This is a genomic window from Acidobacteriota bacterium (genome assembly GCA_039028635.1).
Classification (GTDB): Bacteria; Acidobacteriota; Thermoanaerobaculia; order Multivoradales; family JBCCEF01; genus JBCCEF01.
The window spans coordinates 1-24,302 of the sequence record JBCCHV010000082.1; the positions used below are offsets into that span (position 1 = coordinate 1).

Consider the following 24,302-nt stretch of genomic DNA (forward strand, 5'->3'; position numbering starts at 1 on the left):
CAGACGAACCGCCTCGCGCTTGAACTCCTCACTGAAACGACGACGCTTCTCAACCATTTTGTGAACTCCTCCAGGCCTATTCTCATAGGCACGGTTTCTGTCCACAAAATCGGGGCAACTCCACCTCTAGCCCCCCTGGAAAACAGCAGGAAAAGTCGAGGATCGCGGAGTTTCGGTCCAAAAGGGACTCCGAGCCCAACGGGCGAGGCGGCGGCAAGAGCCGCCGAGGTCGGGGGTGAGGCCGCACGACATGTGCGTGCGGCCGAGGGGGGCGCCTTTAGCCCCCCTGAAAAAAACAGCAGGCTCTGAATAAGCCGCTCCGCGGCTTTTTCAGCAGCCTGCTAGCGGAAGCCGCGCCGCAGCTCGCGACGGAAGATCTGGAAGGTCTCGTCGTCGAACAGCACCAGCACGACCTTGTCGAGCTTGGTACCGCCCTGGAGGTAGCGATGGACCTCGGTGAGCAGAATGCGCGCCGCGCGATTCACCGGAAAACCGAAGACGCCGGTGGAAATGGCCGGCAGCGCGATGGTCTTGAGACCGTTGCGATCGGCCAAGGCGAGGGCCGCACGAACCGCCGAGGCCAGCTTGCGATCCTCGTCTCCTTCACCCATCCGTGGACCCACCGCATGGATCACCTGCTTGGCGCTCAGGTTGCCGGCGCCGGTCATCACGGCGGTACCCACCGGCGTGTGGCCGATGCGGTTGCACTCCTGTTGAATCGACGGGCCGCCCTTCTCGCGAATCGCCCCGGCGACACCCGAGCCGAGCTGGAGATCTTCGTTGGCGGCATTGACGATCGCGTCGACCTCGACCTCGGTCAGATCGCCTTCCAGGATCTCCAGCTGAGTATTTTCAAGATTCAGCAATACCCTATTTTGCGCAATTTTCTCTGACATCGCTGCTCAGCTCCCTCCAAAGCCTTGAATTATAACAAGGTTGGCGATCCTCCGTCCGTAATCCCGCCGCGCCCGGGTCGCACGACCGTCGGAGCTCCCAAAAAGATCCCTTTCGCCCCCTGGAGTCGTACCGGCCGGACCCCGTCCGCAAGGTGCCTTTGCCACGGCCGGCGGCTCGTCATAGACTCCACCGCGCCATGCTGACGGCCCTCAAGAAACAACTCTCTCGACAGCTCCACGACGTCATTCGCGAGCTCTACGACGTCGACCACCCGGTGGTCGCCGAGCTCGCCCCCCGCCGGGAGCTGGGTGACCTCGCCTTCCCCGCCCCGCTACAGCTCGCCCGGACGCTGAAGCAGGCACCGCGCAAGACGGCCCAGGAAATCCTCGAGGCATTCCAGCCGCCGGAGATCGTCGAGCGGGTCGAAATCGCCGGAGCGGGCTACCTCAATCTCTTTCTCGACCGTCGAGAGATGGCCGCGCGCCTGCTCGAGAACCCGGTTCTCGCTCCCGCCGACGACGGCCCAGACCGGGAAAAGGTCGTGGTTGAGCACACCAATATTAACCCCAACAAAGCCGCCCACATAGGCCATCTGCGCAACGCCGTCCTGGGAGACTCGCTGGTGCGCACCCTGCGCGCCCTCGGCCATCGGGTCGAAGTGCAGAACTACATCGACGACACGGGCGTGCAGCTCGCCGACGTGGTGGTCGGCTTTCTCGATCTCGAGGGGCGCACCCTGGCAGAGGTCGAAGCCCTGCCGGAGCCCTTCGACTTCCACTGTTGGGACCTCTACAGCAACGTCGGCCGCTGGTACGACGAAGACCCCGCTCGGCGCGAGCTACGCCGCCAAACGCTCCATGCCCTCGAAGAGGGAAGCGGCGAGCGCGCCGACATGGGTCGCCTGGTGTCGCGGCGCATCGTCCATCGTCACCTCAAGACGATGGGGCGCATCGGCGTCGACTACGATCTGCTGACGATGGAGAGCGAGGTGCTGGCGCGGGACTTCTTCGCCCTCGCCTTCGAGCGCCTCAAGGAGCGCGGCACCATCTTGCTCGAGGAAGCAGGCAAGAATTCCGGTTGCTGGGTGATGCCGCTGTCCCAATCGGAAGAGTTCGCCGGTCTCGAAGACCCCGACAAGGTGATCGTGCGCTCCGACGGCACGGTGACCTACGTCGGCAAGGACATCGCCTATCAGCTCTGGAAGTTCGGCCTGTTGGGACGCGATTTCCGCTACCGCCTCTGGCAGCAGGAAGGGGTCTGGGAAACGGTTCCCGACGGCGCCGACGCCGACGGCCGATTCGGTGGCGCCGACCGCGTCATCAACGTCATCGACAATCGCCAGAGCTACCTGCAGCGCATCGTCAAGGCCGGACTCGAGGCCCTCGGCCATCAGGAGCAGGCGCAGCGCTCGATCCACTTCGCCTACGAGATGGTGGCGCTGTCCTCGGCCACCGCTCAGCAGCTCGGCTACCTCGCCGAGGGCTCCGACAAGGCCCTCGAGATGTCCGGCCGCAAGGGCATCGGCGTCAAGGCCGACGACCTGCTCGATCAGTTGATCGCCAAGGGTCGCGACGAGATCGCCAAGCGCAACCCGGAATGGAGCGACGATCAGCTCGACGACCTGGCGCACCAGATCGCCACCGCGGCGCTGCGCTTCCTGATGGTCAAGGCCACCACCACCCGGGTGATCGCCTTCGACCTCGACGAAGCCCTCAGCTTCGAGGGCGAGACCGGGCCTTACTTGCAGTACTCGGCGGTACGGGTCAAGAACATCCAGCGCCGTCTCGCCGCCGAAGAGCTGGCCGCCGAGGTCAGCGCCGCCGAAGTGCGCCAAGGACCTGCGGAGCTGTGGAGCGACGACCTCTGGGACCTGGCCTTCGACACGCTGCGGATCGAGGAGCAGGTGGAGCGAGTCGGCGGCAATCTCGAGCTCTCCCTGCTCGCCCGCCACGCCCTCGACCTGGCGCAGAAGTTCAGTGCCTTCTACCACCGCTCACCGATCTTGCGGGAGGAAGATCCGATCGCTCGCCAGACCCGCCTGGCGGCGGCGCTGATCTTCCAGCGCGGTCTCGAAACCGTTTGCGATCTGCTCGGCATTCCGCTGCCGGAGCAGATGTAGGGCGCGACCTTGGCCACTCCACGCAAAATCTCACCGGCGTCCTGGGTCGGCTGCGGCTGTGCATCGATCTTTACGCTGGTGATGCTCACCATCGTCGCCTTCACGGTCTCCAGCTACCGCGCCAACCAGTCTTTTCGCGACGGTATGAAGGAGCCGGTTTCGCGACGCGCCTCCTTCGCCGCGGTGCTGCCCCACGGCGAGCTGCCGGCCGGCTATCGGCCCCTTGGCGGCATGCGGGTACCGGGCGTCATCCAGATGGCGCTGCTCGCCGACGCCACCCCCGATCAGCCGCCGCCGGCGCGGGTACGATCGGCCTTCTTCTTCGTCAGCATGCGCAACTGGTTCGGCCGCAAGGACAAGCTCGAGGAGGCCTACCGCGAGGGTGGCCAGGGCATCGAGCAAGAGGAGGTCGAGTTCGAGGTGCGCGAGGAGCTCGCCCGCGGCAGCCTCGAGATCGCCCCGGCGGAAGTGCTCTACTACGCCCGCCGAGGCCCCCTCAAGATCACCCAGAAGGAGTTCGGCTTCCCCGAAGAAGAGATGACCGAGGCGACCCCGGGCCTGGCCACCATGATGCTGATCGACTGCCCCGACGGCCTCCTGCGGGTCGGCCTGTGGTTCGTTCCGGATCCCCAACCGGAGACGCCTTCGGCGAACGCCGACTGGAGCGGCACGCCGGCGGACCCGGCAGCCTTGAGGAAGTTCCTGTCGTCCTTCGATCTCTGTCAAGACGGCTGACCAGACCAAGAGAGCCCTCGACCGACCGGGAGATCACGCCATGAGCCGCAAGCTCCACGATGGACGGGAGGACGGCCTCGAGCCCCTCGAGGCCCTCGACGTCGAGCGCATCGAGAGTTTCTCGGACCTGCTCGAGGGCATGTCGAAGACCGCCTTCGCCGGGCGCCGTCTGGGGGAGGCCTTCGGCGTGCTGCGGGCGATGGTGGAGGACCCCGACTGCACCATCGTGGTCACCCTCTCGGGCGCCATGACCATCGCCAAGATGGGCCGCGTGCTGTGCACCATGATCGATCACGGCATGGCCGATCTGATCGTCTCCACCGGCGCCCTGATGGCCCACGGCCTTTCCGAAGCGATCGGCGGTGTGCACTACAAGCACGACCCGACGCACAGCGACGAGCAGCTTTACGAATGGGGTTACAACCGGGTCTACGACACCCTCGAGATGGAGGCCAATCTCAGCCAGGCGGAGCGCTTGATCGCCGACGTGCTGGCGGACTGGGACCCCGCCGAATCCCTGTCGTCCCACGCCCTCCACCGAGCCATGGGCCGACGTCTGGCGGATCACGACCTGCTGCCGAGCGTGTTGGGCAACGCCTACCGCGCCGGCGTCCCGGTCTACGTGCCGGCCTTCACCGATTCGGAGCTCGGCCTCGATGTCGCCACCCACGCCCTGCGGAGCTCCTACCGACCCGGAGCCGAGCAAGACCTCGACGCCTTCTTCTCGCAGGCGCCGCCGGCCTTCAATCCCTTCCTCGACCTGCTCGACTTCACCCGCCGCATTTCGCAGGCCAAGCGACTCGGCATCTTCACCATCGGCGGCGGCGTGCCCCGCAACTGGGCCCAGCAGATCGCGCCGTTCCTCGACATTCTCAACCTGCGACTGGGTTCCGAGATGCCGCTTCCGCGCTACCGTTACGCGGTACGCATCTGCCCCGAGCCGGTGCACTGGGGCGGCCTCAGCGGCTGTACCTACTCGGAAGGGGTCTCCTGGGGCAAGTTCCTCAGCCCGGAGGAGGGCGGCCAGTTCTCCGAAGTGCACTGCGACGCCACCATCGGCTGGCCGCTCTTGGTGCGGGCGGTGTTGGAGTCTCAGGGCGCCTGAGAAGCACCACGGGCTGTCAGGGCGGGGCAACCCAAGGCTGCCAGGAATCCAGCCTTCCCAAAATCAGGCCAAAAAGGCAGGAATCCCCCTGAACGGCGAGGAGGCGACGCCTCGTATTCTCTCTTCAACCGCCGTGAATGCTGCCGGTTTCTCGCCGTGGCACACGTCTTGCCTAACCTATCGACGAGCGTTGTTTGTGCAAAACCTTTCACGAAAAGGAGGTGCCGATGCTCCGAAACACAATCACGATTTGCGCCATGGTGCTGCTACTCGCAGTCCCGGCGACCGCCGGAATGATTCACGGCGAAGGCGGCAACCGCGAGGCGGCCGAGCGCGAGTACCGCGAACACCTCGAGCGAGAGGCGAGCGAGCGGGAAGCGCAAGAAGCAAGCTCGGACCGTGAGGCTCTCGACGTCGACTTCGCAGCCATTGTCGGAGCCGTCTTCTCACAAGCCCGGGCGGCACAGGCACCGCGGGATGGCAGCACTCCCAGTCCGGCATCCGAGGCGGCAGCCAACGTTGGGAAGGTCGCGGCTGAGCTCGAGAACGACGCCACCGAGGCCCAAGCGACCGCCAAGGAAGTTGGACAGGCCGTCGGGGTCGCGCACCCCGAAGCGCAGACCGCCCGCGACCAGGCGCGTGAGAAGCAGGCCGACGCCGAGGCCATGAACGAGACCTCCGAGCGAGCCAACGAAGCCGCTGAGCTGTGGGAGGTTCTGCGCAAGCAAGGGGATATCGGGCAACCCGGTGGCCCCGAAAACAACTAGCGCAGGCGACTGACCGTCGCCTCGCAAGAGAAACCAAAAGGACCCCGGCGAGCGCCGGGGTCCTTAGTTTTTCGAGGAACCGGTTTCAGCCCCTCGAGGGCTCGCGAGAGCCAGCCTACTTGCGGGTCGCGACCAGCTCGAGATTCTTGAACTCGCCGCCGTCCGGCGTGATGATGTAGGACTCGTAGGTGTAGCCCGTATCCGTCGCGGTGGTGACACCACGGTTCTGCAGGTCGTTGCCCATCGGGTCCTTCATGTTGGTGAGCATGGTGCGACCCTTGTTCTCACCGTCGCAATTGCCCTTGAAGACCAGCGTGTAGGTGCCCATGGTGTCGCGCCAGGTACCGGTGTACTCCTTGGTCTGGTTGTCGAAACCCTCGACCCCCTGACCCTCGAAGGGCTGGCCCATGATGGTGGCCGAGTAGTTGGTCTCGACGAAACGACCGCCCAGAATCCAGGCACCCTCGGAGGTGCCGTCGGCTTCGATCGCCGGAGCGCCGGGGCCCGGGTAGATCTTCATCTTGACGTTGAACTGGCCGACCTGCGCGCCGAGGGGCTTGTGGCAATCGCCGGGCTGAGCTAGGGCCATCGCGGACGCCATCGCCTGCGCCATGTCATTGCCACCACCGGCCTCCTCGTGATGATCTGCCACGGCCGCGCCGGAGATCAGCAAAAGGGCCATCGCCAGCCACAGGGTGATGCGGGAATTCGTCATCGAACAGTCCTCCAGAGTTGGTGTGATCCGGGGGCACCGGGACTGCGGCCGGTCCGGCCGGGCCCGAGCGCTCAGCGCTTTATCATAGCCGACAAAGCATATTCAGCAAGATTCAACCGTTGAATGATCTTACCAGCGTTCCCCGCCGCGGACGGCCACGGGGAGGTCCCTACACGACCGCCGAAGGGGTGCGCTCGGCGGTCAGCCTCGCGGTGACCAAGATCACCACGTTCCACAGGTTCCAAACCCCCACCGTGTACCAGTTCGGGTGCAAGACCATCGCAATGTAGGTGCCGAGACCGACGAACAGGGTGAAAGCGACGGCCCGCCCCATAGCGACCTCGGGCAAGGGCAAGCGCGACACCATCAGCACCGCGATCAACGCCACGATCGACGCCGAGATCACCATCGGCACCGAATCGCGCATCAACACCAGGGCCATCAGATATCCGGCGCCGATCGGGGTCGGCACGCCGAGCGTCCGTCGAGCCTTGCGGTGGATGTCCGACGTCAGGTTGAAGCGGGCCAACCGCAACACCGCCGCCAACAGGTAGCTGACGCTCACCGCCACCCCCAACGAGCCGAGCTCCGGGAACAGGCTGCGCTGCACCAGGAAGGCCGGTGCGGCACCGAAGCTGAGGGCATCGCTGAAGCTGTCGAGCTCCTGGCCGAACTTGCTGGTGGCCTTGAGAATGCGGGCCACCCGGCCATCCAGGATGTCGAGAATGATCGCTCCCAGCAACAGGTAGACGGCGAGGTCGAAGCGACCATCGCTGGCGGCCATCATCGCCAGGAACCCGAAGACGATGTTGGCCGAGGTCAGCACTCCGGGAACGAACAGACGGGCTGGGCTCGGTTGAGACACGGCCAACAAGCATAGCAGTCGAGGGGCGGGCAACCCGCCGCTCGACAAGACGTATGATGCGGTGAATATGTCCGATCGAGGAGGAACGAGATGGTGAAACGACAAATGCTCCTGGTCTGGGGCCTGGCGGCCACCGTGCTGGTGCTGGCAGGCACCAGCGAGGGTGCCGGCTGGAGCCAGTTCCGGGGTGCCGACCGCAGCGGCGTATCGAACGAGAAGGGACTCCTCAAGGCCTGGCCCGAAGACGGACCCAAGGTGCTGTGGCGCAAGTCCATCGGCGATGGCTTCGCCACCGTCACCACCCACGACAAGGCGGTCTACGTGCTCGCCGGCGACGCCGAGAACGAGTACGCCCTGCGCCTCGACCCGGCCTCCGGCGACGAGGTCTGGCGCACCGTCATCGGGCCGATGTTCGAGGAAGCCTTCGGCAATGGCCCGAGGTCGACGCCGGTGGTCGATGGCGACCGCCTCTTCGCTTTGTCCTCGACCGGCAAGCTGAGCGCTCTGGCGATCGCCGACGGCACCGTGAAGTGGCAGATCGACGTCACCGAGACCTTCGGAGCGCGAGTTCCGCAGCGTGGCTTCTGTCCCTCACCGATCATCGAAGGCGACCTCCTCATCCTCGAGATCGGCGGCAGCGAGCAACGCGCCGTGGTGGCCCTCGAAAAGACCTCCGGCGAGCTGCGCTGGGCCAACCGCGAGAGCCGCGGCGGCGGCTACTCGTCGCCCATCGCGGTGACCGTCGACGGCGTGCGCCAGCTCATCTTCGTCCACTCGACGGCGCGCGAGATCTCCAGCATCTCCCCAGAGGGCGAGGTGCTCTGGACCCACGAATGGCCGCCCGGAGCGATCGCCATGCCGGTCTTCGTGCCCCCCAATCGGGTGATGGTGTCGGCTTCCGCCGACGTCGGCGCCGTCCTGCTCGAGATCAGCACTGAAGAGGGCCAGACCTCGGTTCAGGAAGTGTGGCGCAATCGCGTCATGAAGAACCACTTCAGCTCGTCGGTACACCACGACGGCTTCATCTACGGCTTCGACAACGGCACCCTGAAGTGCATCGACGCCGCCACCGGCGAGCAAAAGTGGGCCCGCCGCGGCTTCGGCAAGGGCACCCTGATCGCCGCCGACGGCCTGCTCTTCATCCTCGGCGACCGCGGTCAGCTCGCCCTCGCCGAGGCGACTCCCGAGTCCTACAGCGAAGCCGGCCGCTGGCAGGCTTTCAAGAGCAAGACCTGGAGCGCCCCGGCCCTCGCCGATGGCCGCCTCTACCTGCGCGACCAGCAGGAGATCGTCTGCCTGGAGGTGGCCGGTGGTTAGGCTCGCCCTCTCGGCGCTGCTCGCCGCGCTGGTGGCGCTGCCGGCGGTCGCCCAGCCGGCGGCGATGACCGCCGACGAGATCATCGCCAAGCACATCGCAGCCAAGGGTGGCGAGGCCGCTCTGGCAGGCCTCGAGGGGCTGCTCCTCGAGGGCACCTACACCGCCTTCAGCGAGCCCAATTCCTTCAAGCTTTGGCGCCAGCGACCGAGCTCGCTGCGCTTCGAATACAGCATGATGGAGGCGCCGGTAATCGATGCCTTCGACGGGCAAGGGGCCTGGAACCACAACCCCCTGAGCGGCGTCGACTGGCCGATCGCCTCGACGCCGCCGGACCTCGCCGCCGTGCGCGCCATCGCCGACTTCGACACCCCGCTGATCGGCTACCAGGCCAAGGGTCACCGCATCAAAGACCTGCAGCGCGAGGATCTCGACGGTCAAGACACCTGGCGTTTCGATCTCGAAATGGCCTACGGCGGTGAGGAGACCTGGTTCCTCGATGCCGCCACCTTCCTCGAAGCCGGTGCCCTGCTGCCGATGGTCGACTTCGGTCGTCCACACCGGGGACGGGCCTACTTCTCCGACTTCCGACCGGTGGGCGGCGTCCAGATTGCGCACCTGGTGGAGGCGGAGTTCTTCATTCGCCACCGTCTGCTCGAGGTCGCCACGGCGGTCGCCAACCCGGAAATTCCCAACGGCGCCTTCAACCTGCCCCGTCCGGAGGAAATGCTGGCCCTCGCCGACCTCACCGGCGACTGGCAGGTCGAGGTCGAGACCAGGCCCTACCCGGGAGCCGACTGGCAGAAAGCCGAGACCACCTCGGCCATCCGGTCGCGCCTCGACGGCGGCCTGCTGGAAGAGGCGATCGTCCTGCAGCTCGACGGCCGCGCCTACTCCGGTGTCCGCTCCCTGAGCTGGGACCGCTTCCGCGAACGCTACTCGCTGAGCGTGATCGACAACCAGAGCGGTCACCTCAACCTGCAGGTCGGCAGCCGCGACGAGGAGGACAAGATCGTCCTCGACGACCTGGCCACCGAATCGGCGATCGGCACCGAGAGGCCGACCTACAGCCGCACCACCTACTACGAGGTGACGCCGGACTCCTTCAAGGTCGACCTGGCGACCTCGAACGACGCCGGAGAGAACTGGTTCCACCACGTCCGCTTGACCTATCGGCGAGCCGACGCCGAGTGAAGATCGACCCGCGGCGGACCGCGGTCCGCCGCACCGGAAGGGCGCTCGCGGCGCTGGTTCTGCTGGCGATGGCCGGGCCCAGCGCGGCTCACCAGAGCGCCCCCCTCGAAGGCCGCCTCGAGTTGACCCCGCCAGGCGAGCTCCGGCTCGAGCTGGTGCTCGATCTCGACAGCCTGGCGACCGGTCGCGCCCTCGGCCACGGCGGCGAGGCGGCAAGGCGGGAGGTGGCCGCCCTCGACCCGGAGCAGCGCCAGGTCAGCGAGCGACGGCTCCGGGAAACTCTGCGGCGGCGCTTGCGGTTCCGCATCGACGGTCAGCGCACCGGCGTCGAGATCGAGCTGCCGAAGGCGACCGCGGAAGCCGGTACCTTCGGTGACCGCGCGGTCTTCCACGGCCAGGGCCCCGCGAACAGCACGAGCCTGGTTCTCGAGGTGTCGCGCTCCTTTCCGGCCCTCCAGATCGAGGTCGTGCGCGGCCCAAAGACGGAGCGCCTCGCCATCCCAAAGGGCGAAGCCAGCCCACCGCTCCCCTGGCCTACCCCTCCCCCGTAGCCGCCGCCGGACCGGTCTCGCTCTCCAGAGAGGCCTGGCGGTAGCGCTCGACCAGCTCGGGCCGATCGAGCGCCTGATAAAGGGAGACCAAGCGCTGCCGCGCCAGGCGGGCGTGCTCGCGCTTGCCGCTGTCCTTCGCCCGGATGATCTCGAAGCTGCGCAGCAGCAGGGCTTCCGCCTCGCTCCAGCGGCCGCGATCGGCAGCGCACGCCCCGAGGGTGTTCTCGACCAGGGCGACGAAGACATCGTCCGAAGGACGCTCCCGTGACCAGGCGACCAGACGCGGCGCCAGCAGGGCCTCGGCTTCCGCCGCCCGCCCACGGTCGAGGAGGAAGGTGGCGAAATAGGCATGGATCCGCAAGGTCTGACCAAAGGCCGCTGGATAGTGCGTCTCGAGCGAGGCCAACGCCGCTTCATAGGCCTCCTCGGCGCCCTCGTCCTGCAAGGCTCCGAGCGCCACCGCCAGGCCGGAGCGCAGATTGGCCTGTGATCGATGGTCGGCCCCGAAGAGCTGCTGCGAGACTTCCAGCCCTTGGCGGTAGTGATCGACGGCCGCGCCATAGTGCCCTTGTCGGCGCTCTACGGTGGCGAGGTTTCCCAGCAGTCGCAGCACCAGGGGATGACGCTCGCCGAACAACCGCCGGCTGGCGGCGAGACCCTCGCGATAGAAGGTCGCGGCGCGCTCGTAGTCGCCCAGGCCACGCATCACCACGGCGCGGTTGTTCACCGCCTGCAGCTCGACCAAGGGCGAAGCGCCCCGCGCCAGGGCGAGGGCCCGCTCCGACGGCTCCGCCGCCTCGGCGAAACGACTGCGATGGCAGAGCACCGAAACCAATCCGTTGAGAGCCTCCGCCAAGCCCGGATCGCGCTCTCCGGAGGCGGCCTGCAGCAGCTCCACCGCCCGTCTCGCCTCGGCTTCCGCTTCGTCGAAACGGCCGAGACCGAGCAGCGCCTGGCTCCACGCCGAGCGCGTCGCCGCCACCTCAGCGCTGCCCTCGCCGTAGAGCTCACGACGCAGCGTCAGAGCCCGCTCCAGCACTTCGCCAGCCTGCTGTGACTGACCGAGATTGTTGTAGATCTTGCCGATCACCTGGAGCAGCTCGGCGCGGGTTTCGGGCTGCTCCTGGAGGCGCCCTTCGAGGCGCAGCGCGCCACGATCGAGGGCCTCACGAACGGTCCAGCTCTCGCCGCCGCCGACGCCCGGGTCGGCGAGGGCGAAGACCTCCTCCAAGAAGTGCTGGATCTCGACCCCGCGATCCCGCTCGCGGGCCAAGCGCATCGCCATCACCGCGACCACCAGCGAGAACACCACCAGGGTGACCAGCGCACCGCTCACCGCCGCCGAGGCCAGGCGATGGCGGCGCAGGAATTTGCCCACCCGATAGAGACGGCTACCGCGGCGGGCCTGCACCGGAAAGCCGAGGCGCCAGCGCTCGAGGTCTTCGACCAGCCGCTCGATGGAGCCATAGCGCTGCGCCGGCTCGCTGCGCAGGGCTCGCAACACGATCGCCTCGAGATCCCCCTGGAGTTGCCGACGCAGGGCTGCAGGATCACCCCGCCGGGCCGCGCACCGCGCCGCCAGCGACGCCGCCGATCCCCCCGAGAATCGCTGGCTCGGCGGCTCCGGTAGTCGTTCGCGCAGGGTGCGGTCGATGACCTCGAAGCTGCGCTCGCCGAAGTCGAAGGGCAGAACACCGGTAAGCAAGTGGTAGAGGACGACTCCCAGCGAGTAGACGTCCGAGGCGACGGTGATGCGACCACCGCGAATCTGCTCCGGGCTGGCGTAGTCCGGGGTCAGGATTCGCAGCAGCGTCGCCGTGTCCGGCGCCGGCGAAGGGGCCAGCAGCTTGGCGATGCCGAAGTCGAGCAGCTTGGGCGTCCCATCCGCCTGCACCAGGATGTTGGCGGGCTTGAGATCGCGATGCACCACAAGGTTCTGATGAGCGAAGTGAACTGCCCGGGCGACCTCCAAAAGGAGATCGACCCGCTGCCGCAGATCGAGGCGGTGGTGGTCACAGAAGCGGTCGATGGGCAGGCCGTCCACCCGCTCCATCACCAGGTAGGGGAGGCCGTCGGCAGTGGCTCCGCCGTCGAGCAAACGGGCGATGTGGGGATGTTCGAGATCGGCCAGGATCTGGCGCTCGCGGCGCAGGCGACGGGCCATCTCGTCCCCCTGCAGGCCGGACCGCAGCACCTTGAGGGCGACCCGCCGCTCGAAACCCTGATCGTCCCGCTCGGCCAGAAAGACCAGGCCCATGCCACCTTCGCCGAGCTGGCGAATCAGGCGATAGGGGCCGAGCCGCTGGCCGGCGGCGAGGGGCGGCAGCTCGCCAGCGATGGACCGCGCCTTCCAGCCCTCCTCCACCAGCGGTCGATCGAGCAGCGTACGGGATTCGGAATCGAGCGCCAGCATGTGGGCCACCGCCTGGCGCAGCTCGGCGTCCTCGCCGGCTTCGCCCTCGAGAAACGCGCTGCGCTCCTCGACCGGCCGATCGAGGGCGCGCAGGAAGAGATCGTTCAGGCGCCGCAACCGGTCGGAGCTCATCGCGCTCCGCCGTCCACATCCTCGAGTCCTCGGCCTGCGCTCAGGTAGTGCAACAACCAGACTCGGGCGGTGCGCCAGCGCCGCGCCACGGTGGCCGAAGAGAGCCCCAAGACAGTCGCGATCTCGCGCCTCGCCAGACCGCCGAAGAACCTCAGCTCGACCACCCGCGCCTGCTCCGGATCGCGCCGTTCGAGGGCTTCCAGCGCCTCGTCCAGGGCCACCAGCTCGGGGTCGCTGGACACCGCCAGAGGTCCGGCATCGGGTAGCGCCAAGTGCTCGCGACCGTGGCCATGGCGCAACGCCCGCTGACGCCGCGCACGATCGACCACGATGCGCCGCATGATGCGCCCGGCGATGGCGAAGAAGTGGGCCCGGTTGCGCCAATCGACCCGCCGCTGATCGACCAAACGCAGGTAGGCCTCGGTGACGAGGCCTACCGTGTCGAGGGTGACGCGGCCACGCTCCCGGTTGAGAAAGCTCGCCGCCAGCCGCTGAAGCTCGCCATAGATGCGCGCCATCAGGGCTTCTCGGGAGGCGTGATCACCCTCGCTCCAACCCACCAGCAGCTCGGTGATCTCGCCTCGTGTGGTCATTGTCCCCTGGCGTTCAGCGAGCGTCCGAAGACGCCTCCGTTCGGCCCTCGTCGGCCGCGGCGGAGCCAGCCCGCTCCTGGTCGGCCGAATCGGCCGCCTCCAGGCCAGGTTTGGCCTTGCCGTCGGGCAGGGTCTGCCAGCTCGCTTCGATGGCGCATGTCGGGCGGAGATAGCACTCTAGCACCACCCAGGGACAGTGCGGGCAGTAGCAGAAGTCGAGCGGCGACACGCTGGCACAGTAGGCGTCACTGCATTCCCCGACCTGCCCTTCGGCAGCGGCGGGCGCCAGACAGACGATCAAGGTGAAGGCGAACAAGAGGACGATTTGCTTCCTTGGCATGGTGATGAGCTCCTCGCGTCTTCAGCCGATCTCTAGAGGCCTGGGCGGTCGTCCGTCGAAGGGGTCGAAATGATGGTCTCGCAAGCCTCCCGATCACCGCCCGCCAAGGCGGACTCCGGGATGCAGCAGGTCACTTCTGGACCGCTCTCGGTGATCCAGTCGGCACAGATGAAGGACTCTCCCTTGCGATCGCTGAACACGTAGACGTCCTCGAGGAAATCGCAGACGCCCTCGCTGTCGGGCGTCGCCTTCCAGAATTCGGGCTGTGCCCCAACGGACAGGGTCAGAGCCAGCAGAGCGACTGCCAAGATCGAGCCGAGCCACGGACGTTTCATGCCGTCTCCTTTCGAGATCGAGCCTCGGTGAGGCCGGCGCCGGTAGGCCGTCGGCAAGGGCGCCGACGGCGGCTCCCGGAGCCGACCGGTGGTAGAACTGGTCCAGCACGCGAGATTTGCTCTGCGGTTGTATCAACTGCGGCGAGATTTCCGCCACAACCCTAGAATTGCGTTTCCTGCAGTGAATCCGATTGTCGCTCTTATCTCGACCCGCCTCGGAGAACCCATGTCTCAGAACCTCGGCTATCGCTTTGTCTTGCTCTCGGCCGTTCTCGGCCTTCTCGTGTTCGGTCTTCCCTTGGGAGCTCAGCAGATCAACCTCGAGGCCGCCGGCCAGGCGGCGGCCGGCAGCCAGCTATCGGTGCGCTGGAGCGGGCCGAGCAACCCGCGCGATTTCATCTCGATCGATCCCGCCGGCGCCCCGGAGCGCCAGTACGGCCGCTACATCTACACCCGCGAGGACAGCTCCGGCGTCCTGCCGGTGCCGGCCGAGCCGGGGAGCTACGAGGTGCGCTACCACCGCCACGACGACTACTCGATCCTGGCGTCGCGGCCGCTCGAGGTGACCGATGTCTCGGCGACCCTGGAAGCGATCCAACAGGCCGCCGCCGGCAGCCCGGTCGAGGTTCGCTGGTCAGGGCCGAACAATCCGCGCGACTTCATCTCCATCGACCCGGCTGGAGCCCCAGAACGGCAATATGGGCGCTACGTCTATGTCAAGGAAGGAAGCCCTCAGACCCTCAACGCGCCGGACGAGCCCGGGGACTATGAAGTCCGCTACCACCTCGGCGCCAGCGGCTACCGCGTCATCGGCAGCTCGCCGCTCGAGGTCGGCGAAGTCACCGCCACCGTCGAGGCCGCGGCCACGGCCCTCGCCGGCAGCCCGGTCGAAATCGCCTGGACCGGCCCCGAGGGCAGCCGCGACTTCATCTCCATCGATCCGGCCGGCGCCCCAGAACGGCAATACGGGCGCTACGTCTATGTCAAGGAAGGAAGCCCTCAGACCCTCAATGCGCCGGACGAGCCCGGGGACTATGAAGTCCGCTACCACCTCGGCCAGACCTATCGCGTCGTCGGCTCGAGCGCGCTGACGGTCACTGCCACCAACGCCACCGTCTCGGCTCCGCCGACGGTCGAAGGCGGCAGCGTCTTCGAGGTCGAGTGGAGCGGGCCGGACAATCCACGCGACTTCATCACCATCGTGCCCGCCGGCACACCGGTGCGCGACTACGGTCCCTACGCCTACACCCGCCGCGGCAACCCCCTGCGTCTCGAGGCGCCCAAAGAGCCCGGCGACTACGAGGTGCGCTACGCCACCGGCCAGCGCTACCTGACCCTCGCCGCAACCCCGATCGAGGTCACGCCGGGGAAGATCCCGGGCAGCCTGCGGGTGGTCGCCGCCGGTGCTGCCGCCAGCGGTAGCGAGACCGGCGGCGACGCCCCCGGCGCCGTCGAGCTCATCCTCGATGCCTCCGGCAGCATGCTGCAGAAGCTCGACGGCACGCGCCGCATCGAGCTCGCCCGCAGCGCCCTCACCGACCTGGTCGACGATGTGCTTCCGGCCGGCACTCCCTTCGCCCTGCGCGTCTTCGGGCACCGCCAGGCGGACGCCTGCCGCACCGATCTCGAGATCCCCCTGGCGCCCCTCGACAAGGCGGCGGCGCGCGCCCGCATCGCGAGCATCGAGGCCAAGAACCTCGCCAAAACACCGATCGCCGACTCCCTGGCCAAGGTCTCGGCGGACCTGGCGACGGCGAGCGGCCCGAAGGTGGTGGTGCTGGTGACCGACGGCGAGGAAACCTGCGACGGCGACCCCGAAGCGGCGATCACCGCCCTGCGCCAGTCCGGTATCGACGTGCGCATCAACATCGTCGGCTTCGCCATCGACGAGCTGACCACCAAAGAGCAGTTCGCCGCCTGGGCCCGCCGCGGCGGCGGTAGCTACCTCGAAGCCAAGGACGGCGAGGCCCTGCGCCAGGCAGTGCAGAGCTCCCTCGAGCAGCCCTTCGAGGTCCTCGACGGCACCACCGTGGTCGCCAGCGGAGTCGTCGGCGGCCCAGCCCTCGAGCTCCTACCGGGGACCTACACCGTGCGTGTCGGCGGCCAAGACCATCAGGTCACCGTCACCGCCGACGAGGAGAGTCGGCTCGAAATTGGTGGTTGAGGATTGACTGCTCTGGGTTGGGCTCGGATCCGAGCCGCCCAGAGCCCGTCGTGATCGGCCGCCCCGGAAGCGAAGCCTTCCGGGGCGGTATCGTGATCAGAACCCGAAGCGATAGCCGAGGGCCAGGCTGCCCTCGAAGTCGGTGCCGCTGAGCGATCCATCAGCGTCAAGAGGCCTTGGGGCCTAATGGACCTGGTTTGTTGCTATTTTTATCCAAGATTGAGACCCCGCCGGAAGGGAGATTCTTGACCTCGAAAATGCGCCGCGAAGGGCGTTTTGAACGTTGGGCGAAAACCTCAATCGCCAACGTAACGATCACCGCGTCCGAGTCTCCGTAGTGCCAGCGGAACCAGTCCTTCTTCTGTAGCGAGCCATCCTCCCAACCCCAGAGCATCAGCTCAAGAACAGGTTGACCAGTCGGGGAGTTCTGTATCTCAACCTCGGTTCGTGATGTCGCGACCTTTAGCGTGTCGAGTGAGCCGCACGAGAGTTCGGCCCGAGGACAACTGTGTCCCATCCAGCCCAGGTTGTAACTTCTTAGAAACCTAGGATTACTCACCTGCTCCTGGACATCGAGAACCGTCGCCGTTGCTACGAATGTATCCGGCCGCCCTAGATTCCTGACTCTGACTTGGGCCATCCCGGGACCGTTCTCCGCAACGTACTCTACGAGCGTTCGCCCTCCTCTCACTTCACCCCACACAAATTGGATCGCCGCAAGGCCACCGACAACCAACGCCGAAAGCATAATGACGATGCACGTCCATGCCAAGACGGTCCACGCGACAGGATCTACGACTGCGCCTCGCTCAACAGCGAACTGAAAAACTACGAAGGCACCAGCTAAGACGGCCGCGGCACCCGCAGCTATTCGGAGGCTACTGTGCTTCTCATTTGACATAGGAACCTCAAAGAGGACAGGAAAGGTGCCTCGTTCAGAGGAAGTCTACAGGAGCACCGCTACCTTTAGTGTTCCCGCTGCAGAGTGCACGCAGAGCACATTCCACTGCCTTCGACGATCACCTGGCAGTCCATGCGGACTACAGGCCCGTCAAGAATACGGATACGGAGCCGAGGACGCGGGAGCGAACTCGCCGCCTTCGATATTAGGCACCGAGCGGACCGCCGTTCACAGCAACCCGGCGATCGGGCGTATCGGCATCTGAACCGTCGAGCGGCAGACTCTCACTCTGCGCATGCAGATTCGCCGGTTGCCCCGGCTAACGAATGGCGTCAGCAAGAATTGGACGAACCTAGAGTGCTCTAGTCCCGACGGGCCACTTGAATCGGCAGCCTTCCTTCCGGAATATAGACCTTCAGAGCCTCACCTTCCCTTAACGGCGGCGTGGCATAGCGCACAAAGACACACTTGCCGCGAACCCATAGATGCCCGAAGCTCCCATCGCCAATGATCTTCGTCTGACCATTACTCTCGTGGAACGCAAGCACCTCAGTTTCTTTCAATGGCTCCTCAAGCCTAATCCTGAGATTGACGGGTTGCATAACAGCGCTTTCGGCCCGAACTTCAATAACCATGTCGTAGCGTGCTGGCGTTGATCCCGGCCCGCGGACTTTGACATTCTGACGCTTCTCCCAAACGAGGCCGTCTGAAGTCCATCTCGGGTAGAACCCCCAGGCTAGGACCACCGCAGCGGAAAGCACGGATACTGAGGAGAGAATAATGGGCCAGGGGAGCAGTTGCCGGTACTCCTTCATGACGTAGGTAGCCCCTACTGAAGCACCAGTCGACAGAAGCGTTACGGCTAAGCCAAACGCGATTCGCTGCCGAAGTTGTTTTTCCACCCAGCCTCCTTCGTTTTCGGAGCGGCAACGCACCGCACATCGCAGAGTCTACAGCGACCCGAGGGCCGCAGGGAGAGCCCCTCCAATCTCTCAGCGCCACCTCTCTGTTGGGACCAATACACATCTAGGACACCACCGGCGTAGCAACGCGGCGCTCCCCCCTAGCGCTTGGAGCGATACTTGAGGGGTAATTGTCCTGACAGTCGGGCCGACAGCGAGCGGTCCCGTCACCCTGGGCAATACCCGCCCTCCACTGCAAGTCGCAGCGCTTCTCGCCGTGCTGTTTGTCTCAGCGTCTGGTAAGGCGGATTGAATTGTCGAGCTACTGGCTCCAAGCGCTCCATTCCAGGAGGTTCCCAGATTCGAAAGTTCCCCGAAAAATCAAGGGGACCTCGAAGTCCCAAGTGACACTTGGGTTGAGCTCGATAAGGATCCGGTCGAGCGTCGAGAGCGGTGTCTGGGAGTAGTGAACACTGTTCGAGAATGAAGGCCGAGGAAATGCGGCGCAGATACCTGTCTGTTGGGCGTCGGTGATGAATGTATCGGTCAAGCCCACTTGAATGTCTGCGGTCTGACAATCCGGGTCGTAAATCAGCGCGACGGTGTAGTCGTCGGGAGTACCGGCGATTCGGTCGACTCCGGTCATCGCCATCTTGACCATATTGACGTCATCGGCTGCGAGGCCATTTCGCTTCATCCCTGGAACCAGGAGCGAATACATGACGCTCTGCGTATCAGGAAATCCAGTCGCGTCGCCAACCCCTCGGTTTGCGTTTGCAGCGTAGTTGTGCCCGGCAGGTAGAAGATCTTTTCTGCGCGAGAACGAGTCCCGGTCGATGATCAGCGAGTCGACAACGAAGGGATTGTTGTCGCTCACCCGAAACCAGGAAAAGTCAACCGTGTTCCATGGCACAGACGGGCAGTCCGACCCTGGACAAGCAGGGCAGCAAATCGAAGGACTCGGGCAAGCAACCAAACGCGCGCAAAGATCCTCTCGCCGAGCAGTTTCATAGCCCGTCGTTGGCCGCGCAGTGGCGGCGGGCCCTTGGACCGGATCTCCCAGGACGGGACACGAGTTCTGATGGTCATTATCTGCATCTCCGCGGAGCCCAGTATTGGTCGCAATCTGGGTTGCGTTGCCGGAGTTGGTGAAGCTTGTCAACTCACCGCATTCCCCATCCTCATCAACATCACAAGTTCCCGTGGCGGTTTCGACTGGCAAGCGACCGGTCTCTCGGAGGTTCGGATGACCAAGGCCGAGGGCGCAATGCCCCATTTCATGGAGAACCGTCGAGTAGGCATGATACGGAGCGTCCGGCGGCAAATTCTCCTCCCACAGGACGCAGTTCTCACAATTCCCCGTACCAGCTTCGAGACCGTTCCAGGTCGCGATAGCTTGTTGAACGCTAGGGACAAGTTGTGGGTCTTGGGGCCGCACGCAGATCCGCACGGCGACCACCTGAGGAACTCCGCCCGCGTAGCCAGGAGGGTGAACAATTGCAAACGGCTGCATGCGGAAGGGCGCCAATGGCGGTTCGGCGGAACGGTTATCCACCATGGCGAACGTTCCACCAAATACGAAGCTGGCCCAGCTCAAGGCAACTACCAGACAACAGAACAACAGCCAGCCCCTCACGGGTGCTCACCCTCTAGGAGCTGCTGCCTCAAAGGCCTAAGCCGCGCCGACACCTCGACAAAGCCTCTCACTTCGGCAACGCCAGGTGCCAAACGGGCCAAGATCTTAGGCTCTCCCAGCAGAACACTCGCCGAATGATCTTTCAGCACCTCACCGTCTCGGAGGTATTCTTCGAGCTTCAGCGTAATCATCACTGTCCCTGCGTCCGAAGGCAGAAAACGGGCTTCCTTCCCTGCCGAGCCCGAGGCTTCGATCTTCCGCATCACACTGGGTCCGTCAACGTCCGCGATGCCATGGGAAACCACCAACTCCATGACCGAACGAACTTCAGCGTATGGCAGGCTGGTTTCCCCCCTACGGAGAAGCCCGCCATGATGATCCTTCATCTCGGCCACGAACCGGCCATCGCCGAACAGGGACAGGTGGGTCTCTCGCCCTGTCGTGACTCCGCGATAAACGATCGCCAACAACCGAACTGCTGGGTCAGCCGACAGCCTGAAATCCCGCGAAACACTCTCTGAATTTGCTGACTCGACCAGCCCTTGATCGAGCGCCCGGCTCGCGACACCGGCACCGCCTAGCACAGCCAAAAGAATGAGCACCGCGCTGGACAACAGGCGCTTTCGACCCAAAGCAGAAGAATGACGAGAATGATTTAGCGAGTCGAGCATTTCTGGAACTCTAACACGAAGTCTCCCAGATCGGTGATTATTTGCGCGAGAGCGCAACAGTCTGTAAGGAACTTTCTGCGACCGAATGTCAACCTAGCCCGGCCCCCCGAGGCCCCGGCGCAGGCGGCTGAGGAGGGCGACGGTGAGGCGCTCGGCGAGGGCGGCGCGGGTGAAGAGGGCGATGGCGCGGGCGGCTTCGGCGGGGACTTGCTGGCGCTCGAAGACGGCGAGGGTCTCTTGGGCGAGGGATTGGACTTCGCTCAGGCGGCCTTGGTCGAGGAGGAGCTCGGCGAGGTCGAGGGTGGATAGAGCAGAATTGTAGTAAAGCTTGGCGTCCAGGTATGACTTCCGGTTGGCCTTCAGGGCGACCTCGGCTTCACCAAGTTGCCCGCGTCCAACAGCGACTCGGGCCCGAAGGGAAAAAAGGAGCCTTTCGAGGCCTTTGTTCTCAATTCCAGCTAGGGCTTCTTCAAACTCAAGAAGAGTTTGCTCTGCAGAATCAAACCGGTTGAGGGCGGCGAGATATAGAGCCCGATTATGAAGTAGCCCCGCCCGCTTTAGCGCATTCCCTGGCCTAAGAAGGCTTTGGGCTTCCTCCAGGAGACCCAACGCACTGGAGTAGCCGCCTTCATGGGCCTCAACGATTGCTAGCTGAATCAGTGTCGAAGAGACCCCATCCCTCGAATCACCAAGCCTAAAGAGAGAAAGCCCCTTGTTCAGCAGAGCCCTTGCCCGAGCAAACTCGCGGCGAGCAGATGCTAGAGATGCCTCGAGGGAAAACAGCTCGGCTACAGCCTCGGGTTCTAAGATATCCAGCCGACGTGGGTCTTGCCGGAGACGAGCCCAAGCAACTTCAGCTCGCCGATAGTCTTCGACTATACGACTCAGGTTTGCACGATAGCCCTGAACCCGAAGCGCCAAGGAGGACGTTACCGCTGGCGAGTAGCTTCGGCCATAAAGCCTCTTTGTTAGCTCATCGGCTAGGGCGATCCAAGATCTCGCTTCTTCAGGGCTATTGCTCCAAACTACCGATGCTCGGCTTAGCGCTTCCTCTACAAGAGAAGGCGACCTAAACCGCTGCCGCGCCCTCCTGACCTTAGCGAGCCGTTCATCGGGAGCTAGCTCCGCCAAGGCAGAAATCGCCGCCTGGGCGCGCTTTCGGTCTTGCCGGAGCGCGATCTCGCCGTCGAGAAGCCCGAAGCCAACAGCCTCGTAGGCCCTAGCCCGTTCACCACCAAGTCTTACTCTGCGGCGAACGGTCTCAGAGAAGGCGACGACCGCCTTCCTGCAGGTACTACAGTGCCCAAACGAGAGCTTCAAGGCAGCCCATGTGACCACCGCCGGGTTCAGTTCTCCATTCGCGACCATTGCCTGAAGCAAACCGAGATCTTCTCTATTTAGGTGTTTAGACATTCCATCTACATAGTAGCCTGTGGGCCTGCGCGTGAGACACCGGCAAGAGTTTCGGGTACTTTTTCAGTGGACAACTAGACCCAGGGCATCGAGGAAAGAGGCACGTGACTCTCGCCTCGATGCACCGTTCTGAGGGCCTACTTCGTCGGTGGATGAGTCTCGCTGCGCCCACCGTTTGGGTCAATGTCTGGGCCAGGCTCACTTGAGTCGGAAGAGGGTTTTCTCGGTAGATTTCCTTGGCCAGCACCCTGCTCGCCCTCGGTGGGAGTTCGAGGTCCAACTGTCAACCCATTGGGGTCGAAGTCCGGGTGCGCCTCGGCCCCCAATCGGACTACTTCTGGCCATCCTAGGAGGGCGGCAAGGGTAGCCGACAACCAGGTCATAGAGCTAGCCACCCAGCCTCGTTCAGAGTTTGGGGCCGGAGCTTCGCGACTGGCATTTGCCAAGGGCGTTGCCAGGGCAATCGCCAGGCAGATAACCGCAGTCACTGCAACTAATTTTTGCATTCATACGCCTCCTTGAGCTGAAGTACTGCGGCCGGCGACGTGCCGTGTCAGTCTTCGCTCATGAAGACATGTATCGCAAATAGCAGAGAATGGGACTCCCAGAGGGACTCCGATATCGCTGCGAATTTTATCTAAGTCGACAATTTAGAAGCTGAACATTGACAGGGTAAGCTTCGCCACGACAACACATTGTGCCGTAGGGAAAGCGGGCCCGGCAGTGAAATCTTGGTCCTACAAGGTGGCCTGATTCGGCCGGCGGGGGGCCTGAAAGTGGCGCCTAAGCTCAGCGAGAAGCTCGAGAGTGATCGCCTCCGTTGTGGCTGCTTGCCTTAGGAGGATCAGGGACCGCTCCAGGTGAGTGGCAACCCTCTGGCTTTCGAAGGTGCCGATCATCTGCTGAGTCAGACGTTTTACTTCGAACGGTCGGCGAGTGCGCAAGAAAAGCTCTGCCAGATCGAAGCCAACGAGAGCAGCGTCGTACAGCATCCCAGAGCGCAGGAAAAGATTCCGTGCGGTGCCAAAGTGCTTTTCAGCTTCCTCAGCTCGCCGAGTTCCGGCCGCGACCCGGCCAAGGAGCCATTCCTGCCTAGCTTGGTCGGAGGGACGACAGACCCTAGCCGCGAGGGGCCGGCAGTCGCGGATGTGGGCTTCGGCCTCCTCGAACCGCCCGAGGTCGCAGAGGCTCAGGGCCCGATTATGAAGCACCATCCACGCCAACCCAGGAGTTGCAGCTGTGTCCACCCAAGCCCCAGCCTCGGCGAGATGCTCTAACGCCTGCCCGGGCTTATTCTGAAGACGCGCGATCGCACCACGCTGAGTAAGGATCTTGACTAAGCCGCCCCGGTCCTCCAGCGCCCGATACCTTCGCTCGGCTTGGCCCAGGAGGCGCTGTGCTTCCGGGTAGCGCCGCTGGTCTTGGCGCAGGGAGGCTTCGAGGCTGGCGAGCTCGGCGAGGAGGAGGTCGTCGGTGACGGGCTGGTGGCGGAGGTGGGCTTGGAGGTTGACCCACAGGGCGTCGGCGCCGCGCAGCTCGCCGAGGACGCGCAGGGCGTTGGCGCGGTGGGCTTCGATGCGCACCCGCAGGTCGCTGCAGAGGGATTCGCCGTAGAGCTCTTGGTTCAAGCGCTCGGCCACGGCGCGGGCGGCGTCGAGGTAATCGAAGGCGTCGGCGGGCTGGTGGCGTAGGGTGCCGCGGGCTGCTTCGAGGAGGCGTTCGACGACGGCCGGGGAGCGGTAGCGGGTGCGCGCTTTCTCGATGCGGCGTTGCCAGGTGCCAACGGGCCCTTTGAGGAGGACCGCAACCTCTTGGGGGGCGCGGGCTTCGTCTTCCGCGAGACGAGCGGCGAGTTGGGCTGCGTGGACCGTTGCCTGTTCGACGGCGGGCCGGTAGTCGGCTTCTTGGAGCAGCCGCTGGCGGCGACGCTCGAGGGCTCGCGTGTATTGGCCGAAGCTGGCGTCGCACTCCGGGCAGAGGGCCCGCAGGTGGCGCAAGACGAAGTCCGAGAGCTCGCGCGGCGAGCGATGCCCTTCGTAGACCTGCAGAAGCTGGAACACGGTGAGATGCTGGTCGCGCACGGTCGGTTGCTTCCTCCGAGAACTTTATTCCGCCTGACGCCTCGCTTGCGAGTTCTATCACAAGCTCAACCGAGTGAGGCACGGCGCCGGGCATGCCGCCACCGGCGACCGATTCCGGGCGAAACCTCTTCCCACTGCTGAAGTGACAGCCAGTCTCGGAACTGCGCCCGCCAGCCCTGAAGTTATCCCTTGACATAGAAGGGCTGGGAGTTCGACAGCGCTATTTTTTCCGCAACCGGTAATCCCAGCGAGTTTCTTCGCCCATCCCTGGCTTTGCCCCTACGGTGAAGAAGTGGCGCCCACGGGCGGCCGCCGAGCACGTCGCTGAAGAACTCCCCGGCGACCTGCGACCGAGTCCAGCAGAGCGAAGCGGGGGGGTTACACCCCGCGGGGGGGGGGGGTGCCCCAAAATGCCCGCTTGTTGGGCCGGGGGGGGGCCCCCGCCCCCCCGCGGCCAA

Annotated in this window: 20 protein-coding genes; 8 read left to right on the forward strand and 12 right to left on the reverse strand. The window is 64.9% G+C overall.

What is annotated here, in order from left to right; all coding sequences use genetic code 11:
- Window positions 1-341: 341 nt before the first annotated feature.
- Window positions 342-866: a macro domain-containing protein gene (locus AAF604_23165; GenBank protein MEM7052583.1), complete on the reverse strand. Its 525-nt coding sequence runs from the start codon at window positions 864-866 to the stop codon at window positions 342-344.
- Between the two features lie 227 nt (window positions 867-1,093).
- On the opposite strand from AAF604_23165, the gene AAF604_23170 reads away from it, so the two are divergent.
- The 4 genes from AAF604_23170 to AAF604_23185 all read left to right on the forward strand — a co-directional run bounded on the left by AAF604_23170 (window position 1,094) and on the right by AAF604_23185 (window position 5,623).
- Window positions 1,094-3,016: an arginine--tRNA ligase gene (locus tag AAF604_23170; protein MEM7052584.1), complete on the forward strand. Its 1,923-nt coding sequence runs from the start codon at window positions 1,094-1,096 to the stop codon at window positions 3,014-3,016.
- 9 nt (window positions 3,017-3,025) lie between these two features.
- Window positions 3,026-3,751, forward strand: coding sequence for a hypothetical protein (locus AAF604_23175; GenBank protein ID MEM7052585.1), 726 nt, complete (start codon window positions 3,026-3,028; stop codon window positions 3,749-3,751).
- A 40-nt stretch (window positions 3,752-3,791) separates the two neighbouring features.
- Window positions 3,792-4,856 (forward strand): deoxyhypusine synthase family protein, encoded by a 1,065-nt coding sequence (locus AAF604_23180; protein MEM7052586.1) that lies wholly within the window; start codon window positions 3,792-3,794, stop codon window positions 4,854-4,856.
- Window positions 4,857-5,083: 227 nt separating this feature from the next.
- Window positions 5,084-5,623 carry a hypothetical protein gene (locus tag AAF604_23185; GenBank protein ID MEM7052587.1) on the forward strand — a complete coding sequence of 180 codons (540 nt, stop codon included), beginning with the start codon at window positions 5,084-5,086 and terminating at the stop codon, window positions 5,621-5,623.
- A 115-nt stretch (window positions 5,624-5,738) separates the two neighbouring features.
- Here AAF604_23185 and AAF604_23190 read toward each other — a convergent pair whose 3' ends face one another.
- Both AAF604_23190 and pssA read right to left on the reverse strand, forming a co-directional pair.
- A complete protein-coding gene (locus tag AAF604_23190; protein ID MEM7052588.1) occupies window positions 5,739-6,338 on the reverse strand; it encodes a DUF1579 family protein in 600 nt (199 codons plus the stop codon).
- A gap of 169 nt (window positions 6,339-6,507) precedes the next feature.
- Window positions 6,508-7,203: a CDP-diacylglycerol--serine O-phosphatidyltransferase gene (gene pssA, locus AAF604_23195; GenBank protein ID MEM7052589.1), complete on the reverse strand. Its 696-nt coding sequence runs from the start codon at window positions 7,201-7,203 to the stop codon at window positions 6,508-6,510.
- A gap of 90 nt (window positions 7,204-7,293) precedes the next feature.
- On the opposite strand from pssA, the gene AAF604_23200 reads away from it, so the two are divergent.
- From AAF604_23200 to AAF604_23210, 3 genes are read left to right on the forward strand one after another with little or no spacing between them, the layout of a single operon-like run.
- On the forward strand, window positions 7,294-8,520 hold the full coding sequence (locus AAF604_23200) for a PQQ-binding-like beta-propeller repeat protein (protein MEM7052590.1): 1,227 nt from the start codon (window positions 7,294-7,296) through the stop codon (window positions 8,518-8,520).
- Complete coding sequence (locus AAF604_23205; protein ID MEM7052591.1) at window positions 8,513-9,712, forward strand: DUF1579 family protein; 1,200 nt, start codon at window positions 8,513-8,515, stop codon at window positions 9,710-9,712. Before AAF604_23200 ends, AAF604_23205 begins: the two co-directional genes overlap by 8 nt.
- The gene (locus AAF604_23210) at window positions 9,709-10,263 is read left to right on the forward strand and encodes a hypothetical protein (GenBank protein MEM7052592.1); all 555 of its coding nucleotides are present in this window, start codon (window positions 9,709-9,711) and stop codon (window positions 10,261-10,263) included. The genes AAF604_23205 and AAF604_23210 overlap by 4 nt, the downstream gene beginning before the upstream one ends.
- Here the strand turns inward: AAF604_23210 and AAF604_23215 are convergent.
- Genes AAF604_23215 through AAF604_23230 form a run of 4 tightly spaced genes read right to left on the reverse strand, consistent with a single transcriptional unit; the run spans window position 10,247 to window position 14,076 of the window.
- Window positions 10,247-12,808: a serine/threonine-protein kinase gene (locus AAF604_23215; GenBank protein MEM7052593.1), complete on the reverse strand. Its 2,562-nt coding sequence runs from the start codon at window positions 12,806-12,808 to the stop codon at window positions 10,247-10,249. The genes AAF604_23210 and AAF604_23215 overlap by 17 nt on opposite strands.
- Complete coding sequence (locus AAF604_23220; GenBank protein ID MEM7052594.1) at window positions 12,805-13,401, reverse strand: ECF-type sigma factor; 597 nt, start codon at window positions 13,399-13,401, stop codon at window positions 12,805-12,807. The genes AAF604_23215 and AAF604_23220 overlap by 4 nt, the downstream gene beginning before the upstream one ends.
- A gap of 13 nt (window positions 13,402-13,414) precedes the next feature.
- Window positions 13,415-13,741: a hypothetical protein gene (locus AAF604_23225; GenBank protein ID MEM7052595.1), complete on the reverse strand. Its 327-nt coding sequence runs from the start codon at window positions 13,739-13,741 to the stop codon at window positions 13,415-13,417.
- Between the two features lie 32 nt (window positions 13,742-13,773).
- Window positions 13,774-14,076 (reverse strand): hypothetical protein, encoded by a 303-nt coding sequence (locus AAF604_23230; protein MEM7052596.1) that lies wholly within the window; start codon window positions 14,074-14,076, stop codon window positions 13,774-13,776.
- Between the two features lie 226 nt (window positions 14,077-14,302).
- Here AAF604_23230 and AAF604_23235 point away from each other — a divergent pair, with 226 nt between their 5' ends.
- Window positions 14,303-16,240: a VWA domain-containing protein gene (locus tag AAF604_23235; protein ID MEM7052597.1), complete on the forward strand. Its 1,938-nt coding sequence runs from the start codon at window positions 14,303-14,305 to the stop codon at window positions 16,238-16,240.
- 1,263 nt (window positions 16,241-17,503) lie between these two features.
- Here the strand turns inward: AAF604_23235 and AAF604_23240 are convergent.
- The 5 genes from AAF604_23240 to AAF604_23260 all read right to left on the reverse strand — a co-directional run bounded on the left by AAF604_23240 (window position 17,504) and on the right by AAF604_23260 (window position 23,844).
- Window positions 17,504-18,043, reverse strand: coding sequence for a hypothetical protein (locus AAF604_23240; GenBank protein MEM7052598.1), 540 nt, complete (start codon window positions 18,041-18,043; stop codon window positions 17,504-17,506).
- A 322-nt stretch (window positions 18,044-18,365) separates the two neighbouring features.
- The gene (locus AAF604_23245) at window positions 18,366-18,920 is read right to left on the reverse strand and encodes a hypothetical protein (protein ID MEM7052599.1); all 555 of its coding nucleotides are present in this window, start codon (window positions 18,918-18,920) and stop codon (window positions 18,366-18,368) included.
- 755 nt (window positions 18,921-19,675) lie between these two features.
- A complete protein-coding gene (locus AAF604_23250; GenBank protein MEM7052600.1) occupies window positions 19,676-20,350 on the reverse strand; it encodes a hypothetical protein in 675 nt (224 codons plus the stop codon).
- A 93-nt stretch (window positions 20,351-20,443) separates the two neighbouring features.
- Window positions 20,444-21,730: a hypothetical protein gene (locus AAF604_23255; protein ID MEM7052601.1), complete on the reverse strand. Its 1,287-nt coding sequence runs from the start codon at window positions 21,728-21,730 to the stop codon at window positions 20,444-20,446.
- A 770-nt stretch (window positions 21,731-22,500) separates the two neighbouring features.
- Window positions 22,501-23,844, reverse strand: a complete 1,344-nt coding sequence (locus tag AAF604_23260) for a hypothetical protein (protein MEM7052602.1) — start codon at window positions 23,842-23,844, stop codon at window positions 22,501-22,503.
- Window positions 23,845-24,302: the final 458 nt, after the last annotated feature.